Genomic DNA, 15,583 nt, shown 5'->3' with positions numbered 1-15,583 from the left:
GCACATAACCATTTGACGCTCGTTAACCATAAATCTTACCCCTTTTCCTACGGAGCGGGCTGGCTCCGGGCAGGGCTGGGAAACAAGATCATGGACTGGAGCGAAGAACGCACAGCGACCCTCAAGAAGCTGTGGCTGGAGGGCCTCAGCGCGAGCCAGGTCGCGCGGCAACTGGGCGGCGTCAGCCGCAGCGCGGTGATCGGCAAGGTGCACCGCCTGGGCATTACGGTCCGTGAAACCCCGGTGCGCCAGCGCGCCTCTTCCATCCGCGTCCCGTCGCGCATGGCCTCCCGCCAGCGTCCGGTCCGTGAGGCGACGACCGCGGCGCGCCAGATTCCGACGTTCGAACGCGTCGAAGAGGATCTGCTGCCGACCTCCGGCATCCTGGGCCTGGGCGCTCATTCCTGCCGCTGGCCGATCGGCCACCCCGACAGCCAGGATTTCGGCTTCTGCGGTCGTCCCAAGGTCAGCGCCCGCGGCTCCTACTGCGAGCAGCACAGCCAGGGCGCCTTCCGCCGGGTCGGCTCGAACGAAGCCCTCGAAGCCTGGGCCTTGAAAGGCGTCAACGACAAGCGCGTCCAGCCCAACCTCGGCTGAGCTCGACCACCCGTCCTCCCCCATCACGCACGATCGCCGAGACAATCTCATGAACATGGTCCTGATCGAAAACGCCGCCGGCAGCAGCCAAGTGATCACCATTATCGAGGAGTTCGCCGGCCACTCGGTGTCGCGCGACCTTAACCCCGGTGACCACGCCGAGATCCCGGTCACCCAGTTCAAGTCGATCACCGTGCGCGAGACCTATCCCGACGACTGGTTGACCCGCGGCCGCAACCGCAATCGGGCCGCCGTCGACGCCTGACCCTCCCAGCCGCCGTGTTAGGTGGTCCAATTCCCGCCTAGATTGAACGATCCGACCCCGCGAAGCCTTTCGCGGGGTTTTTCGTTTCCGTTACGGCCGCGCTGATTGCGTGGTCGTTAACCTTATGACAGACAGAGCGCCGCTTTGTGGGGGGCGAAACGATTATGCGTGAGGGGGAAGAGCGCGCGGGGATGGTCGAGGACCATGCGCTGCCGCTGCCGAGTTATCTGAGTTACCTGCTTTACCAGACCGAGCAGCACCGGCGCGCGATGGCGACCGATCTGCTGGCGCGCCACGGCCTGACTTTCGCCAAGTGGGTGGCGATGATCTCGCTGCGCCGGTTCGGCGATCTGTCGATGACCCGCCTGGCCAAGCTCTCGGCCACCGATCGCACCACCCTGACCCGCTCGATCGACAGCCTGATCGCCGACGGTCTGGTCCAGCGCGAGACCTCGTCCGCCGACCGACGCATCGTCGTCATTCGTCTGACCGAGAACGGCCGCGCGCTGCTGGCCAATATCCGGGCCGAGATCCGCCCTTTGAACCACGACGTGTGCGCGAACCTAACCCCGGAAGAGCAGGCCGCGATGACGCGCGCCTTGCAGAAGATGCTGGGCGGGTTGATCGCCGAGGCGGACTGGAAGGACGACGTCCTGGCCTTCAGCGCGCCCGCGCCGGCGGTCTAGTCGTCGAACTTCACCCGGCCGCGTCCTGACTTCACCGTCCCGCGCTTGGCCTTGCCCTCAAGGCGTTTCAGCTTGCTGGAATAGGTCGGCTTGGTGGCCTTACGCGGCTTGGGCTTTTCGGTGGCGCGACGGATCAGGTCCACCAGACGCGCCTGGGCGTCCTGGCGGTTCATCTCCTGCGAGCGCGAGCCCTGGGCGAACAGGATCAGCACGCCGTCCTGGGTCAGGCGGCTGCCGGCCAGTTTCTCCAACCGCGCCTTGACGTCTTCGGGCAGGGACGGGGAGTTGCGGACGTCGAACCGCAGCTCCAGCGCGGTCGAGGTCTTGTTGACGTGCTGGCCGCCGGGGCCCGAGGCGCGCGTCGCCTTCCAGACCAGCTCGTCCTCGTCGATCCGCAGCCAGGAGGTGATCTCCAGGGTCACCGCGGCGCGACCCTCTTGGCCTTCACCACCAGCTGATCGAGCGCCTGAAGGAACCGCGAGCGGTCGGCGTTGGCGAAGGCGGCGGGGCCCTTGCTGACCTCGCCCATCGAGCGCAGGTGCTCGCCGATCGAGCGCGAGGCCAGGGCCACGCCGATCGTGTCGTGGGTGAACACCCGCCCGTTCGGCGCCACGGCCGCGCCGCCGGCCTTCAGGACGCGGTCGGCCAGGGGGATGTCGTTGGTCACCACCACGTCGCCCGGCCCGCAGCGCTCGGCGATCCAGTCGTCGGCCACGTCTGGGCCGGCGTCGACGACGATCTGCTCGATCACCGGCGTCAGCGGCACGCGGATCCAGCTGTTGGACACCACGAAGGTCTTGAACCCGTGCCGGGCGGCGACCTTGTAGGCCTCGTCCTTCACGGGGCAGGCGTCGGCGTCGATGAAGAGCGTGGCGGTCATCGCGGCCTGCTGGGACCTGAAAGGAATGGTGCCGGCTGAGGGGATCGAACCCCCGACCTTCGGTTTACAAAACCGCTGCACTACCGCTGTGCTAAGCCGGCATGGGTCTTCGACCCGAGGTCAGGGCTTATGCCGTTTGCCGGCGCGGACGGCAAGTGGGGCCCATGCTCGTCGAGGGGCGGGAGTAGAATCCCTCTCTCTTTGAGAGAGGGAGGGGCCCGCGCCGAAGGCGTGGGAGGGGAGTGGTTACGAGGCCGCTCGGGAATTCTCAGTCGTTTCAGCGACTTGTTGGTCATTGCCCTGTCCGGAAAAGGGGGAGGCCTCTCACCCTCTCTCTCTCTCGACGGGAGAGGGTCTTCACGGGCGTTCGACGGGCGTTCGCGCCGACTTATCCTCCCCTCCAAAACCCGTCGTATGCTTTACCCACCTCGTCGCGAGGAAAGGGCGCATGGCCAGCGACCATCGTGGCGACGGGGGGCGATCGAGCGGGGACAGGTTCGAGGGGGATACTCGGACGGTCCGGGGATCTGGTTGCTGGCCAGACCCGCCCGCCGTCGGCGTGGTTGGAGGCAAAAGGGCGTGTCTGGCTGCAAGCCCGTCCTCTCCGACCGCTGGGACTCTCGGAAACGGGAGGCCCAGGTCCCGGTAAGGCCCGAACAGGGCCACCTGACGGGACGCTGGCGGATAACGGTCGCGCGGAGCGTCGGGCTTCGTCGAAACGGTATTTATTATTCACACTCCGGACGGTGTCCGGCGCTCCGCGTCCCTTTCCATCCCTTCAGCGGGAAACCGCGTGAAGCGGCGAGGGCGTGCGTGGAAGAGAGCGCCCCCTCCGTCTCGTCGCGTTCCGCGCCGATCCACCTCCCCCGCACGCGGGGGAGGATGACGGTTTTCTCCTCACCCGTGGAACGGGGGAGGTGGCGCGATGCGAAGCATCGTGACGGAGGGGGCGCTTTGCGGCCTACAGATCGAACCGCACCCCCTGCGCCAGCGGCAGGGCGCCGGAATAGTTCACGGTCGCGGTCTGGCGGCGCATGTACTGCTTCCAGCTGTCGGAGCCGCTTTCGCGACCGCCGCCGGTCTCCTTCTCGCCGCCGAACGCGCCGCCGATCTCGGCGCCCGAGGGGCCGATATTGACGTTGGCGATGCCGCAGTCGCTGCCGGCCGCCGACAAGAAGGCCTCGGCCTCGCGCACGTCGTTGGTCATCACGCAGGAGGAAAGCCCCTGGGGCACGTCGTTCTGGATCGCCACCGCCTCGTCGAACTCAGCGTACGGCACGACATGCAGCAGCGGCGCGAAGGTCTCGCGTTGCATGCATGGCGCCGGAGCGGGCAGGCGCGCCAGGGCCGGGCGAACATAGAAGGCCTCGGGCCACTGATCGGCCAGCAGCCGCTCGCCGCCGCTGACGGTTCCGCCTTCGGTCCGGACGGCGTCCATCGCCGCGACGAAGGCCTCGTAGGCCGCCCGGTCGATCAGCGGACCCAGCAGGGTCTTGCCCTCGCGCGGATCGCCGACCGGCAGGCGCTGGAAGGCGGTGTCGACCGCGTCGGACACCTTGTCGACCAGGCTCTCGTGGACGATCAGGCGTCGCAAGGACGTGCAGCGCTGCCCGGCGGTGCCGGCGGCCGAGAAGACGATGGCGCGCAGGGCCAAAGAGAGGTCCGCCGAGGGGGTGACGATCATGGCGTTGTTGCCGCCCAGCTCCAGGATCGAGCGGCCGAAGCGCTCGGCGACCACGGGGGCGAGGGCCTTGCCCATGCGGGTCGAGCCGGTGGCGCTGACCAGCGGGATGCGCGGATCGCGGGCCAACCGCTCGCCGGCGTCGCGGCCGCCCTGGACCACGCTGGCCAGACCCTCGGGCGCGTCGCCGAAGCGGGCGAGGGCGCGCTGCAGGATGGCGTGGGTGGCCAGGGCCGTCAGCGGGGTCTTCTCGGACGGCTTCCAAATCACCGGATCGCCGCAGACCAGGGCCAGGCACGCATTCCAGGCCCAGACGGCGACGGGGAAGTTGAAGGCGCTGATCACGGCGACGGGGCCCAGAGGATGCCAGGTCTCGCGCATGGCGTGGCCCGGACGCTCCGAGGCGATGGTCAGGCCGTGAAGCTGGCGCGACAGGCCCACGGCGAAGTCGCAGATGTCGATCATCTCCTGGACCTCGCCGGCCGCCTCCGAGGCGATCTTGCCGGCCTCCAGGGTGACGAGGGCGGCCAGATCGGCCTTGGCGGCGCGCAGCTCTTCGCCGAACAGGCGCACCAGCTCGCCGCGGCGCGGGGCGGGGACGACGCGCCAGGCGTCGAAGGCGCGGCGGGCGGCGGCGACCTTGGCCTCGATCTCGCGGGCGTCGTCGAAGGCGACATGGGTCAGGATCGAGCCGTCGATCGGGCTGCGCACGGCTTGGCCGGCGTCGGCGGGGCGCGCCGGGACGCCCAGCGTGTCCAGAAGGTCGCGGGCGTGGGCGGCGGGAGTCGGGAAGGACTGGGTCATGGGCCCTGGAAAACGCTCCCCGACGGTTCGGGTCAAGCCCTTGGCGGCGGCGTTGCGTGACACGCAACGAGCGGCTAGGGACGGGTCAAGCAGGAGAACCCCCATGGCGCAGGCTAAACTCATCGACGGCAAGGCTTTCGCGGCCGATCTGCGGGCCAAGATCGCCGAGGACGTGGCTGAGCTGAAGGCCAAGCATGGCGTGACGCCGGGACTGGCCGTCGTGCTGGTCGGCGAGGACCCCGCCAGCCAGGTCTATGTCCGCAACAAGGGCGAGCAGACCGAAGCGGCCGGCATGTACTCCGAGACCCACCGCCTGCCGGCTGACACGAGCCAGGACGAGCTGCTGGCGGTCGTCGCCAAGCTCAACGCCGATCCGAAGATCCACGGGGTGCTGGTCCAGTTCCCGGTGCCGCCGCACATCAGCCAGATGGACGTCGTCGCGGCCCTGTCGCCCGACAAGGACGTCGACGGGCTGACCGTGACCAACGCCGGACGGCTGGCCAGCGGCCTGCCGGCCCTGACGCCGTGCACGCCGCTGGGCTGCATGATGCTGCTGAAGGACACGCTGGGCGATCTCTCCGGCAAGAACGCCGTCGTGATCGGCCGCTCGAACCTGATGGGCAAGCCGATGGCCCAGATGCTGCTGGCCGCCGACTGCACCGTCACCATCGCTCACTCGCGCTCCAAGGACCTGCCGGGCATCGTCCGCCAAGCCGACATCGTCGTGGCCGCCGTGGGCCGCGCCGAGATGGTCAAGGCCGACTGGGTCAAGCCGGGCGCCACCGTGATCGACGTCGGCATCACCCGCTATCCGGCCCGCGACCCGGCGGCCGCGGCCGCGGGCAAGACCCGCCTTGTCGGCGATGTCGCCTTCGACGAGGTTAAGGAGGTCGCCGGCGCGATCACGCCGGTTCCGGGGGGAGTGGGGCCCATGACCATCGCCTGCCTTTTGGCCAACACGCTGACGGCGGCCAAGCGCCTGTCGGGGATCGCCTGATGAAGCGGGGGGCCGTCCTTGTCGCCTCCGCCCTGATCCTGGCCGCGTGCGGGGCCAAGCCTCCGCCGCCGCCGACGCCCGAGCAGGCCCTGGCGCTGCGTCCGGCCGACGCGCGCTTGGCCGCGCTCTACGAAACCTCTTGTCGCGCCTGTCACGCCATGCCGGAGACGGGCGCTCCGATGGTGCATGATCGGGCGGCCTGGGACCCGCGCTGGAAGCAGGGTGAGGCCGTGCTGCTGGATCACACGATCCAGGGCTTCAACGCCATGCCGGCGACCGGCCAATGCGCCACTTGCACGCCGGACGATTTCAAGGCCCTGATACGATTCATGGCGGGGCGCGAAGACTCCGCGAAATAGAACGGGCGGAAACATGATCTCCAGGCGAGGGGCCCTGATCGCGGGCGGGACAGGCGTTGCGGTGGTCGCCGGCGGCGCGGGCGCTTACAAGGTCGCCACCGGAGACAAGCCCGAACCGCCGTCGCCGCCCTCGGTCAACGCCGACGGCAAGCTGCTCTGGCGCAACTGGTCGGGCATCCAGAACGCCTATCCCGCCGCCCGCCTGGCGCCCAAGGACGAGGGCGAGCTGGCCCTGGCCCTCAAGACCGCTCAGGGGCCGATCCGCCCGGTGGGCGCGGGCCACTCCTTCACCGCCCTGGCGCCGACGACCGGGACCCTGGTCTCGCTGGACGCCATGGCCGGCGTCGTCGGCTGGGAGGGCGACGCCGCGATCGTTCGCACCGGCACGCGGCTGGGCGCCTTGGGACCCATGCTGGCCGAGAAGGGCAGGGCGCTGCCGAACCTGCCCGACATCAACAAGCAGTCGCTGGGCGGCGCGCTAGGCACGGCCACGCACGGCACGGGGACGAAGATTCCGGCGCTGCACGGGGACGTCACGGGCCTGCGGCTCGTCACGCCCTCGGGCCAGGTCATCGACGCCGACGCGGACAATAATCCCGAGGTGTTCCAGGCCGCCCGCGTCTCTCTGGGCTCGCTGGGCGTCATCAGCCAGGTGCGGATCAAGACCAGCGCCAACCGCCGCCTGCGCCGCCGGGTCTGGCTGGAGCCTTTCGACGAGGCGCTGGCCAACGCCGAGGTGCGCTGGGCCCAGCACCGGAACTTCGAATTCTACGCCGTGCCGTTCACGGGTCTGGCCGCCAACATCAGCCATGACGAGACCGACGAGCCAGCCTTGGCGCGCGGTCCCGACCAGGACACCGAGTTCCTCGAGGCGCTGAAGGGGCTGCGCAACCTGCTGGGTTTCGCGACCCCGGTGCGCAAGGCGGCCGCCAAGGCGCTGCTGTCCACCGCCAAGCCCGAGACGGCGGTCGACGAGGGTTGGAAACTGCTGTCGACCGAACGGCCGGTGCGCTTCAACGAGATGGAGTTCCACCTGCCGGTCGAGAACCAGCTGAAGGCGCTGGAGGAGGTGGTGCGGACCATCGAGAAGGAGCGTCCCGATGTCTTCTTCCCGATCGAAGCCCGGCGGATCGCGGCGGACGACGCCTGGCTCTCGCCGTTCCAGGGCGGAACGCGCGGCTCGGTGGCGGTGCACGCTTACTACCGCGACGACTTCAGCTTCCTCTACAGCCTCGTGGAGCCCATCTTCCGCCGTTACGAGGGGCGGCCGCACTGGGGCAAGCTGCACACGCTGCGGGGACAGCAGCTGGCGGCGCTCTATCCGCGCTGGAACGATTTTCTGGCCGTCCGCCAGGAACTGGATCCGGAAGGCCGGATGCTCAACCCGTATCTGAAGGGGTTGTTCGGGCTGACCTAGGCGGCCGAGCCAAGATACTCGGCGACGCGGGCTTCCAGCTCGGTGACGAGCGGGCGGCCGACCGGATGGGTGTCGACGCGGATATCGTCGCGGACGCAGGCCTTGATCGCATCGATGTGGGCGTCGACCAGGAACATGGGGGCCGACAGGCGCGTCGCCGGGTCGTCGATCAGCTTGCAGAGCGAAGCCGACAGGCGCGTGATCAGCGGGAACTCGTAGGTGGCGCCCAGGCCTTTCAGGTCGTGAGCGCGAAGATACAGCGTCTCGACGGTTTCGGCGGTGAGGCCCTCGGTGCGGACGGCTTGGCGCGCGGCCTCCAGCTTGATGATCTCGTCGTCCAGCCATTGGGCGAAGTTGCCGGACAGGCTCTTCAGCGCGGCCTCGGCCTTGGCGATCGCGGCCATGTCGATGCCGCCACGCCCGCCCACCTTGAGCTTCAGCATGTTTGGCACCTGGATCACCTCGGCGGTGGTCTTGTTCGTCACGATCGCCTCCCCAGCGGCGGTATGGTCGGGAGTCGCTACCATAGCAGGCGTTAACATTGAGTGAGACCGCACCTACCGCGACTCAACGTCTCAGGCTGAGAACTGCTCGGCCAGCACCCGCTCTTCCAGACTGCGCCCGGCGTCAAACAGCATGGCGAGCGAGGTTCCACGATCCTCGGAGATGTGAACCTCCACGACGTCCCGGACTTCGAAGTTGTCGGCCACGGCGCTGACTGGACGCTTGTCGGCCTCGAGCACTTCGAAAGTGACGCGGGCCGATTGCGGCAGCAGCGCGCCGCGCCAACGGCGAGGGCGGAAGGCGCTGATCGGGGTCAGGGCCAGGACATGGCCGTCGATCGGAATGATCGGGCCGTGCGCCGAAAGATTGTAGGCGGTCGAGCCCGCTGGGGTCGCCAGCAGGGCTCCGTCGCAGACCAGCTCGCCCATCCGCACCTTACCGTCGATCGAGATGCGCAGCTTGGCCGTCTGGCGGGTTTGGCGCAGCAGAGACACCTCGTTGATCGCCAGGGCGCGATGCTGCGTCCTGCGGGCGTCGATCGCGACCATGGCGAGCGGATGGATGACGGCCCGTTCCGCGGCGTTGATCCGCTCCAGCAGGCCGTCCTCGCTGTACTCGTTCATCAGGAAGCCGACCGAGCCGCGGTTCATGCCGTAGATCGGCGTCTGCGAGGCGATGGCCTCGTGCAGCGTCTCCAGCATGAAACCATCGCCGCCCAGGGCGACGATGACCTGGGCGTTGTCCTCCCCGACATCGCCGTAACGTGCGGTCAGCCGTTCGAGAGCTTCCTGGGCTTCGGGGCGGTCGCTGGACTTGAAGGTCAGGCGAGTCACGAAGGGTTGCGGCTGGTACATGGCGCCAAGAGGCGGCAAGCCTCGGCGCTTGTCAAACCGCCCCGACGGCCTGGCGGAAGGCCATGCCGGCGATGTCCGGCGTGAAGGGGCCAAAGGCGCTGTTGGCGCGGCGCAAGCCTTCGTCGCCGCCGCCCGGGCGGCCGCCGTTCAGCTGGCGGACATGCTCCAGGATGGTCGGGAATACGCTGCGGTCGATGCCGACGGCCGAACAAGCCAGAGCGAGAAGCTCCGGCTTGGCGCTGTCGATCGCGCGACGGATCTGCGGCGGCTCGAACTCGCCCAGGCGCGCCAGGGCCATGATGAACAGCTGCAACCGTCCTTCGCGGAGCACTCGCAACAGATAGCCTGGACGAAGCTGGCCGGCGGAGTCGAGCTTCTCGATCAGAGAGCGCTCCATGTCCTCGCGGTCTTCGTCCTGTTCGATGGGGCCGACCTCGATGTCGGTCTCGCCGCGGTGGGCGGCGCGAAGGGCTTCTTCGAGCGCCCCCTGCATGCGGACGGTGTCGAGATGGAAGCGGGTGGCCAGCGCCTCGCGCAGGGCGTGGCCCACCAGCACGTAGAGCTGCTCGGCCAGTTCGCTGGACATTCGCGGGTGACGGGCGAGCGGCGAGCGCAGGGCGACCACGTCGCGCGAGCGGTCGACGAGCTTCTGCATGGCCTGGTCGGAGATCTCCGCGGTGTCGTTGGCCGCCAGGGCGGTCAGGACCGCCGGCTCGTCGCGCTCGATGATCGCGTCGATCACCGGCGGAGACAGGCGCGGACGCCGCGCGATCTCGATCTGATGCTCCAGCGTCGCCTGGACCAGCAGGCGGACCAGATCGTGATCGTTGAGGACCGGGCTGCGGGCGATGATCGGGCGAGCGATCTCGATCTCGTCGAGGGCCATGATGTTGATCAGGGCCGACGGCGCCCAGTCGGCGTCGGCGAGACGTTCCGACAGGCGATGCCGGATATCGCGCTCGGCCTCGACGACCAAGGTCATGAAGATGGAGTTGAGGAGGGCCTGGACATCGGGATGTGTCGGCTCGCCTCGGGCGCGGCCAGCCTCGCACAGGTCGATGATCCCGGTGAGCAGACGCTCACGATCTCCCGGCTCGCGACTGCGAGCCAGCGTCATAAGCGTGGAAATCTCGACGGCTGGAATGGCCCGACTCCTCGAATCCGAAGGCTCCACAAGGATGACCTTGTGGAGGGCAAATGAAAACATGCTTAAAGGCGACCGTGGCGTCGGCGTGAATCGAGACCGGCGGCCGTTTGCAAGGGAGGACGCCGGCATGGCGCAAAACCTGATCCTGGCCTTGGACCAGGGCACGACCAGCACGCGCGCCATTCTGTTCGATCACGAGGGGCGGGCCCTGGCCGAGGCCTCGCGACCGCTTCGCCAGGACTATCCTCACGACGGTTGGGTCGAGCATGACGCCGAGGAAATCTACGCCGCTTGCGTGGCCGTGATGCGTGAGGCCGCCGAGACCTCGGGACGCGCGGCGGACATCGCCGCCATCGGTGTGACCAACCAGCGCGAGACCGTCGTGGTTTGGGACCGTCATACCGGCCGTCCGATCCACTCCGCCATCGTCTGGCAGGATCGGCGCACGGCCGAGGTCTGCGCCAAGCTCAAGGCCGAAGGCCGCGAGCCGCGTGTGGCCGAGATCACGGGCCTGCTGCTCGATCCCTATTTCTCCGCGACCAAGATCGCCTGGCTTCTCGACCACGTCCCAGGCGCTCGAGCTCGCGCCGAGGCCGGCGAGCTGCTGTGCGGCACCATGGACTGCTGGGTGATCTGGCGGCTGACGGGCGGTGCGGTGCACGCGACCGACGCGACGAACGCCTCCCGCACGCTGCTGTTCGACATCGGCGCCCAGGACTGGTCAGAGGAGATGCTGACGCTGTTCAATGTGCCGGCGACCTTGTTGCCGAAGGTGCTGGACTGCGCCGACGACTACGGCGTGGTCGAGGACGAGGTCCTGGGACGGTCGGTTCCGATCCGTGGTGTCGCTGGTGATCAGCAAGCGGCCTTGATGGGGCAGGGCTGTGTTTCACCGGGCCTGATGAAGGCGACCTACGGCACCGGCTGCTTCATGCTGATCAACACCGGCGAGGAGAAGTGCGTCTCGCGCTCGCGCCTGCTGACCACCGTGGCGGCGCGGGTCAACGGCAAGACGACCTACGCCCTGGAAGGCTCGATCTTTGTCGCCGGCGCGGCGATCCAATGGCTGGGGGAGGGGCTGGGCGTCACCGGCGGTCCGCGCGGGGCCGAGGCATTGGCCCGCGCCGCCAAGAGCGACCATGGCGTCGTGGTCGTGCCGGCCTTCACGGGCCTCGGCGCGCCCTGGTGGGACGCCGGCGCGCGCGGCGCGATCTTTGGCCTGACGCGCGACGCCGGCCTGCCCGAGATCGCGGCGGCCACCTATGACGCCTGCGCTCTGCAGAGCCGCGATCTGATCGAGGCGATGCGCGCCGACGCGCCGGGCGCGTTCGGCGAAGCGGCTCAGCTGCGCATCGACGGCGGCATGTCGCGGAGCGCCTGGTTCTCCCAGCGCTTGGCGGATCTCACCGGCGTGTCCGTGCGCCGGTCCAGCTATCAGGAGACCACGGCCTTGGGCGCGGCGCTGTTCGCCGGGGTCGGCGCGGGTCTCTACGCCAGCGTGGCGGAAGCGGCCGAGGTCAGCCCCGCGGCCGAGACGCTCAAGCCCACGCTGAGGGAGCACGACCGCGAGGCCGCCTACGCGCGTTGGCTGGATGCGGTGCCCCGCGTCCGGTCCTGAGGTTTTGGGCGTTGCCGTGACATCGCTGTCATGATTTCTAGGCGACGAAACAAGAAGCGGAGACCGCCACCATGACGACCCGACGCGCCGTGCTCGCCGCTGGAGCCGCCCTGATCGCCGGAGGACGATCGATGACCGCAGAAGCCGCGACGCGCGCTTTCCCTGGCATAGGCCGCATCCGGCGGCTGTCGCCGGAGCTGGACTCCGTCATCGCGCCCGACGCGGTGATCGAGCAGTTGGCCGACGGCATGATCTGGTCAGAGGGCCCGGTGTGGATTCCCGACGGCGGGTACCTGCTGTTCTCGGACGTGCCGGGCAACGTGATGTACCGGTGGAGCGAGAAGGACGGGAAAAGCATCTTCCTTCAGCCCTCGGGCTATGCTGGTCCGCCCACCAAGGTCTTCCGCGAGCCGGGAACCAACGGCATGACCCTCTCGCTCACGGGCGAGCTCCTGGTCTGCGACCACGGCAACCGCGCGGTCTCCAAGGTCGACCTGAAGACCAAGGCCAAGACCGTCCTGGCCGACCGCTTCCAGGGTAAGCGGTTCAACAGTCCCAACGACCTGATCGTCGCGCGGCTGGGCGACCCGAAGGGATCTATCTACTTCACCGATCCGCCCTACGGCTTGGAGGGGCTGGACGCCTCGCCGGTCAAGGAGCTGCCGTTCAACGGGGTCTATCTGCGCCGTCCGAACGGCGAGGTGGCGCTGGTCGACGACAAGCTGACCTTCCCGAACGGTGTCGCCCTGTCGCCGGACGAGAAGCGCCTGTACGTGGCGGTGTCCGATCCCAAAGGACCGATCATCATGGCCTACGACCTTGGTCGCGATGGACTGCCGGTTTCGCGGAAGGTCTTCTTCGACGCCAGCGAATTGCAGAAGGCGGGCGGCCCCGGCTTGCCCGACGGGATGCGGGTGGACGCCCACGGACGGCTGTTTGCGACGGGTCCGGGCGGGGTTCTGATCCTATCGCCGGAAGCCGAGCTTCTGGGCGTGATCGAGACCGGGTTCCCGACCGCCAACTGCACCTTCGGCGAGGACGGCCACACGCTGTTCCTGACATCCAATCACGTCCTGGCGCGGGTCCGCACCCTGACGTCGGGTCTCACGGGAGCGAAGCGATGAGCACGATCAGCAAGCGAACCTTCATCGCCTCCGGGCTGGCCGCCGCCGCCGCGGCGGGACCGCTGGACGCGTTGGCCCGCCAGACGGACCGCAAGCTGGGCTACGCGATCCTGGGTCTTGGCTATTACGCCACCAGGATCATCATGCCGCGCTTCGCTGAGTGCGAGCATTCCAAGCTCGTCGCGCTGGTCAGCGGCACGCCTGAGAAGCTCAAGACGTTCGGCGAGCAGTACGGGATCCCCGAGAGTCACCGTTACAGCTACGAGACCTTCGACAAGATCGTCGACAATCCGGATGTCGACATCGTCTACGTCGTCACGCCCAACAGCCTGCATCGCACCTTTACCGAGCGCGCCGCCAAGGCGGGCAAGCACGTGATGTGCGAGAAGCCGATGGCGACTTCGTCGGCCGACTGCGAGGCGATGATCGCCGCCTGCAAGAAGGCCGGCCGCAAGCTGATGATCGGCTATCGCAGCCGCTTCCAGGCGCACAACATCGAGGCCATCAAGCTGATCCGCGACGGCGCGATCGGCCCGGTGCGGCACATCTCGACCGACCACGGCTTCACGATCGGCGATCCCACCCAATGGCGCCTGAAGAAGGCGCTGTCGGGCGGCGGCAGCCTGATGGACATCGGCATCTACAGCCTGAACGCCGCCCGTTATCTGACCGGCGAGGAGCCCGTGGCCGTCAACGCCATCGAGTCCACGGACCGTTCGAACCCGCGCTTCAAGGAGGTGGAGGACATCATCAACTTCCAGCTCCTGTTCCCATCGGGCGCCACGGCTCAGTGCGGTTCGGCCTATACCGCTAACTTCAACCGCTATCGGGTCTCGGGGCCGAAGGGCTTCATCGAGCTCGACCCGGCCACCAGCTACCAGGGCCAAGCGATGCGGACGGCGCTGGGTGGACCTCCCGCGCCGCGCGAGCCGGCGCCGCAGCCGAAGAACCAGTTCTCGGCTCAGTTGGACCACCTCTCCGAGTGCATCCTGACGAACCGCGAGCCGATCGTCGGAGGCGAGGAGGGGCTGAAGGACGTGCGTGTGATCGAGGCCATCTACCGCGCCGCCCGCGAGGGACGGACGGTCAGGCTGTGAAGGGGCTGCTCCTGGCCGCCGCGCTGCTGGCGCCAGGCGCGGCCCTGGCCCAGCAGCAGATCCCGCTGTGGCCCAACGGCGCGCCGGGTTTCGAGAGCCGCAAGGACATTCCCGAGGTCCCCGGCGACTACTGGCTCAGGAGCATCAACAACCCGTCGGTGACGGTCTATCTGCCGCCCAAGGAGATCGCCACCGGCGCGGCGCTGGTCGTGCTGCCGGGCGGTGGTCACAGGATCCTGGTGATCCGCTCGGAAGGCACGGACGTCGCCAAGGTGATGAACCCCGCCGGGGTGGCGGTCTTCATCGTCAAGTACCGGCTGTTCCGCGAAGAGGGTTCGCCCTACACGATCGAGCATGCGCGTCAGGACGCTGTGCGGGGCGTGCGCTGGGTTCGCGCTCACGCCGCCGAATACGGGGTCGATCCCAAGCGGATCGGCTTGATGGGCTTCTCGGCCGGCGGAGAGACGGCGAACCTCGAAATCTACGAGGGCGCGAAGGCGGGCGATCCAAAGATCGATGCGATCGACAACGTCAGCGCTCGGCCGGACTTCCAGGTGCTGGTCTATCCGGGCCCGCTGGGCGTGCCGGATAAGGTGCCGGCCGACGCGCCGCCCGCCTTCATGGTCGCCGCCAACGACGACGAATGCTGCTCGGCGCCGCTCGTCGACCTCTTGCCCAAGTTCCGGGCCGCCAAGGTCCCGGTCGAGTTGCACCTGTTCCAGGCCGGCGGTCACGCCTTCAACATGGGCCTGCGCAAGGAGCAGGCCTCGTTCAAGCACTGGCCGAACCTGCTGATCGACTGGCTGAACGACAACGGCTGGATGAAGCCGCGATAGAGCCTGCCCGGGCAGGCTCTATCTCTTTGGTTTGCCGCGCTAGGCGGCCTCGTCCAGATACGCCTTCACTCGCGCGAACAGCTCCTCGAACATCGGCGTCGTCAGGCGGCCGGTATTCGTGTTGAGCCGCGAGCAGTGATAGCTGTTGAAAATGCGGTAGGGCCCCGCCTGGAACTCCGAACCATGGCCCGGAATACCCGCCGAGGCCTTTAGGCCTAGGGCCTTCAGGACGTTGCGGCGCGAGACGTCGCCGAGGGTGACGATGGCCTTCAGGTTCGGGAACATCTCCAGCCGCGTCGTCAGGAACGGGCGGCAATTGTTCTCTTCCGAGGTCTCGGGCTTGTTGCCGGGCGGAGCGCAGCGGACGGCGTTGGTGACCGCGCTGCCGACCAGATTCAGCGAGTCATCAGGCCGCGCCTCGAACTTGCCGGTCGCGAAGCCGAACTTGATCAGGGTGTCGTAGAGCAGGGTCCCGGCGTAGTCGCCCGTGAACGGCCGGCCCGTGCGGTTGGCGCCCTTGCGACCGGGCGCGAGGCCCACGACCAGCAGCCGCGCGTCCTTGTCGCCGAACGACGGGGCTGGGCCGTTGAACCAGTCGGGATAGAGGTCCTGGTTCTCGCGCCGATAGGCGACAAGCCGGGGACAGAGCGGGCAGTCGCGCGGCGGTTCGGCCGGATTGGGAACGACCTCGCCCAGAATGTTCGAGACCTGCGCCAT

General features: G+C 68.3%; 17 protein-coding genes, 1 tRNA gene and 2 pseudogenes. 12 read left to right on the top strand and 8 right to left on the bottom strand.

All coding sequences use genetic code 11. The features are described 5' to 3' along the window. Positions 1-90: 90 nt before the first annotated feature. The 3 genes from CSEG_RS13405 to CSEG_RS13395 all read left to right on the top strand — a co-directional run bounded on the left by CSEG_RS13405 (position 91) and on the right by CSEG_RS13395 (position 1,548). A complete protein-coding gene (locus CSEG_RS13405) occupies positions 91-597 on the top strand; it encodes a GcrA family cell cycle regulator (protein WP_013079775.1) in 507 nt (168 codons plus the stop codon). Between the two features lie 49 nt (positions 598-646). After that, a complete protein-coding gene (locus tag CSEG_RS13400) occupies positions 647-862 on the top strand; it encodes a hypothetical protein (RefSeq protein ID WP_013079774.1) in 216 nt (71 codons plus the stop codon). Positions 863-1,026: 164 nt separating this feature from the next. Next, on the top strand, positions 1,027-1,548 hold the full coding sequence (locus CSEG_RS13395; protein WP_013079773.1) for a MarR family winged helix-turn-helix transcriptional regulator: 522 nt from the start codon (positions 1,027-1,029) through the stop codon (positions 1,546-1,548). Here the strand turns inward: CSEG_RS13395 and arfB are convergent. From arfB to CSEG_RS13380, 3 genes are all read right to left on the bottom strand, one after another. Then, positions 1,545-1,970, bottom strand: a complete 426-nt coding sequence (gene arfB / locus CSEG_RS13390; RefSeq protein WP_013079772.1) for an alternative ribosome rescue aminoacyl-tRNA hydrolase ArfB — start codon at positions 1,968-1,970, stop codon at positions 1,545-1,547. The two genes, CSEG_RS13395 and arfB, sit on opposite strands and share 4 nt — an antisense overlap. After that, a complete protein-coding gene (locus CSEG_RS13385) occupies positions 1,967-2,428 on the bottom strand; it encodes a YaiI/YqxD family protein (RefSeq protein WP_013079771.1) in 462 nt (153 codons plus the stop codon). The genes arfB and CSEG_RS13385 overlap by 4 nt, the downstream gene beginning before the upstream one ends. 26 nt (positions 2,429-2,454) lie before the next feature. Next, positions 2,455-2,529, bottom strand: a tRNA-Thr gene (locus CSEG_RS13380). Between the two features lie 313 nt (positions 2,530-2,842). On the opposite strand from CSEG_RS13380, the pseudogene CSEG_RS23345 reads away from it, so the two are divergent. Both CSEG_RS23345 and CSEG_RS23775 read left to right on the top strand, forming a co-directional pair. Beyond that, positions 2,843-2,991 (top strand): annotated as a pseudogene (locus CSEG_RS23345) (hypothetical protein); the annotation flags it as partial. 164 nt (positions 2,992-3,155) lie between these two features. Continuing rightward, a pseudogene (locus CSEG_RS23775) lies at positions 3,156-3,382 on the top strand (hypothetical protein); the annotation flags it as partial. 7 nt (positions 3,383-3,389) lie between these two features. On the opposite strand, the gene amaB reads toward CSEG_RS23775, so the two are convergent. Continuing rightward, positions 3,390-4,913: an L-piperidine-6-carboxylate dehydrogenase gene (gene amaB / locus CSEG_RS13375; protein ID WP_013079770.1), complete on the bottom strand. Its 1,524-nt coding sequence runs from the start codon at positions 4,911-4,913 to the stop codon at positions 3,390-3,392. 103 nt (positions 4,914-5,016) lie between these two features. On the opposite strand from amaB, the gene folD reads away from it, so the two are divergent. The 3 genes from folD to CSEG_RS13360 are packed head-to-tail and all read left to right on the top strand — an operon-like array spanning position 5,017 to position 7,686. Beyond that, entirely contained in the window at positions 5,017-5,910 is an 894-nt protein-coding gene (gene folD, locus CSEG_RS13370; protein ID WP_013079769.1) for a bifunctional methylenetetrahydrofolate dehydrogenase/methenyltetrahydrofolate cyclohydrolase FolD, read from the top strand. Next, positions 5,910-6,269, top strand: coding sequence for a c-type cytochrome (locus CSEG_RS13365; protein ID WP_013079768.1), 360 nt, complete (start codon positions 5,910-5,912; stop codon positions 6,267-6,269). The genes folD and CSEG_RS13365 overlap by 1 nt, the downstream gene beginning before the upstream one ends. A 13-nt stretch (positions 6,270-6,282) precedes the next feature. Beyond that, positions 6,283-7,686 carry a D-arabinono-1,4-lactone oxidase gene (locus CSEG_RS13360; RefSeq protein ID WP_013079767.1) on the top strand — a complete coding sequence of 468 codons (1,404 nt, stop codon included), beginning with the start codon at positions 6,283-6,285 and terminating at the stop codon, positions 7,684-7,686. Here the strand turns inward: CSEG_RS13360 and CSEG_RS13355 are convergent. From CSEG_RS13355 to CSEG_RS13345, 3 genes are all read right to left on the bottom strand, one after another. Then, entirely contained in the window at positions 7,683-8,171 is a 489-nt protein-coding gene (locus CSEG_RS13355; RefSeq protein WP_013079766.1) for a hypothetical protein, read from the bottom strand. The genes CSEG_RS13360 and CSEG_RS13355 overlap by 4 nt on opposite strands. Before the next feature lie 90 nt (positions 8,172-8,261). After that, entirely contained in the window at positions 8,262-9,044 is a 783-nt protein-coding gene (locus tag CSEG_RS13350) for an NAD kinase (RefSeq protein ID WP_013079765.1), read from the bottom strand. A 31-nt stretch (positions 9,045-9,075) separates the two neighbouring features. Next, entirely contained in the window at positions 9,076-10,161 is a 1,086-nt protein-coding gene (locus CSEG_RS13345; protein WP_013079764.1) for a DUF2336 domain-containing protein, read from the bottom strand. 157 nt (positions 10,162-10,318) lie between these two features. Between CSEG_RS13345 and glpK the strand changes: the two genes are divergently transcribed. The 4 genes from glpK to CSEG_RS13325 all read left to right on the top strand — a co-directional run bounded on the left by glpK (position 10,319) and on the right by CSEG_RS13325 (position 14,866). Further along, complete coding sequence (glpK, locus tag CSEG_RS13340) at positions 10,319-11,809, top strand: glycerol kinase GlpK (protein WP_013079763.1); 1,491 nt, start codon at positions 10,319-10,321, stop codon at positions 11,807-11,809. Between the two features lie 71 nt (positions 11,810-11,880). Then, positions 11,881-12,933, top strand: a complete 1,053-nt coding sequence (locus CSEG_RS13335) for an SMP-30/gluconolactonase/LRE family protein (RefSeq protein WP_041538304.1) — start codon at positions 11,881-11,883, stop codon at positions 12,931-12,933. Further along, positions 12,831-14,030 (top strand): Gfo/Idh/MocA family protein, encoded by a 1,200-nt coding sequence (locus tag CSEG_RS13330; RefSeq protein WP_167535158.1) that lies wholly within the window; start codon positions 12,831-12,833, stop codon positions 14,028-14,030. Before CSEG_RS13335 ends, CSEG_RS13330 begins: the two co-directional genes overlap by 103 nt. Beyond that, positions 13,916-14,866 carry an alpha/beta hydrolase gene (locus CSEG_RS13325; RefSeq protein WP_106907195.1) on the top strand — a complete coding sequence of 317 codons (951 nt, stop codon included), beginning with the start codon at positions 13,916-13,918 and terminating at the stop codon, positions 14,864-14,866. Before CSEG_RS13330 ends, CSEG_RS13325 begins: the two co-directional genes overlap by 115 nt. A gap of 39 nt (positions 14,867-14,905) precedes the next feature. On the opposite strand, the gene CSEG_RS13320 is transcribed toward CSEG_RS13325, so the two are convergent. Continuing rightward, a complete protein-coding gene (locus tag CSEG_RS13320) occupies positions 14,906-15,583 on the bottom strand; it encodes a uracil-DNA glycosylase (protein ID WP_013079759.1) in 678 nt (225 codons plus the stop codon).

The sequence above is a fragment of the Caulobacter segnis ATCC 21756 genome (assembly GCF_000092285.1).
Classification (GTDB): domain Bacteria; phylum Pseudomonadota; class Alphaproteobacteria; order Caulobacterales; family Caulobacteraceae; genus Caulobacter; species Caulobacter segnis.
The sequence above is the reverse complement of the archived record's forward strand: the minus strand, read 5'-3'. Positions and strand labels throughout refer to the sequence as shown.

What these genes read in the sequence shown, in the direction of transcription:
- CSEG_RS13395 (WP_013079773.1), top strand. Translation starts at nt 1,027, where the DNA reads ATGCGTGAGGGGGAAGAGCGCGCGGGGATGGTCGAGGACCATGCGCTG.
- folD (WP_013079769.1), top strand. Translation starts at nt 5,017, where the DNA reads ATGGCGCAGGCTAAACTCATCGACGGCAAGGCTTTCGCGGCCGATCTG.
- CSEG_RS13350 (WP_013079765.1), bottom strand. Translation starts at nt 9,044, where the DNA reads ATGTACCAGCCGCAACCCTTCGTGACTCGCCTGACCTTCAAGTCCAGC.
- CSEG_RS13365 (WP_013079768.1), top strand. Translation starts at nt 5,910, where the DNA reads ATGAAGCGGGGGGCCGTCCTTGTCGCCTCCGCCCTGATCCTGGCCGCG.
- CSEG_RS13400 (WP_013079774.1), top strand. Translation starts at nt 647, where the DNA reads ATGAACATGGTCCTGATCGAAAACGCCGCCGGCAGCAGCCAAGTGATC.
- CSEG_RS13405 (WP_013079775.1), top strand. Translation starts at nt 91, where the DNA reads ATGGACTGGAGCGAAGAACGCACAGCGACCCTCAAGAAGCTGTGGCTG.
- CSEG_RS13335 (WP_041538304.1), top strand. Translation starts at nt 11,881, where the DNA reads ATGACGACCCGACGCGCCGTGCTCGCCGCTGGAGCCGCCCTGATCGCC.
- glpK (WP_013079763.1), top strand. Translation starts at nt 10,319, where the DNA reads ATGGCGCAAAACCTGATCCTGGCCTTGGACCAGGGCACGACCAGCACG.
- CSEG_RS13320 (WP_013079759.1), bottom strand. Translation starts at nt 15,583, where the DNA reads ATGGCGCAGGTCTCGAACATTCTGGGCGAGGTCGTTCCCAATCCGGCC.
- CSEG_RS13360 (WP_013079767.1), top strand. Translation starts at nt 6,283, where the DNA reads ATGATCTCCAGGCGAGGGGCCCTGATCGCGGGCGGGACAGGCGTTGCG.
- CSEG_RS13345 (WP_013079764.1), bottom strand. Translation starts at nt 10,161, where the DNA reads ATGACGCTGGCTCGCAGTCGCGAGCCGGGAGATCGTGAGCGTCTGCTC.
- amaB (WP_013079770.1), bottom strand. Translation starts at nt 4,913, where the DNA reads ATGACCCAGTCCTTCCCGACTCCCGCCGCCCACGCCCGCGACCTTCTG.
- CSEG_RS13385 (WP_013079771.1), bottom strand. Translation starts at nt 2,428, where the DNA reads ATGACCGCCACGCTCTTCATCGACGCCGACGCCTGCCCCGTGAAGGAC.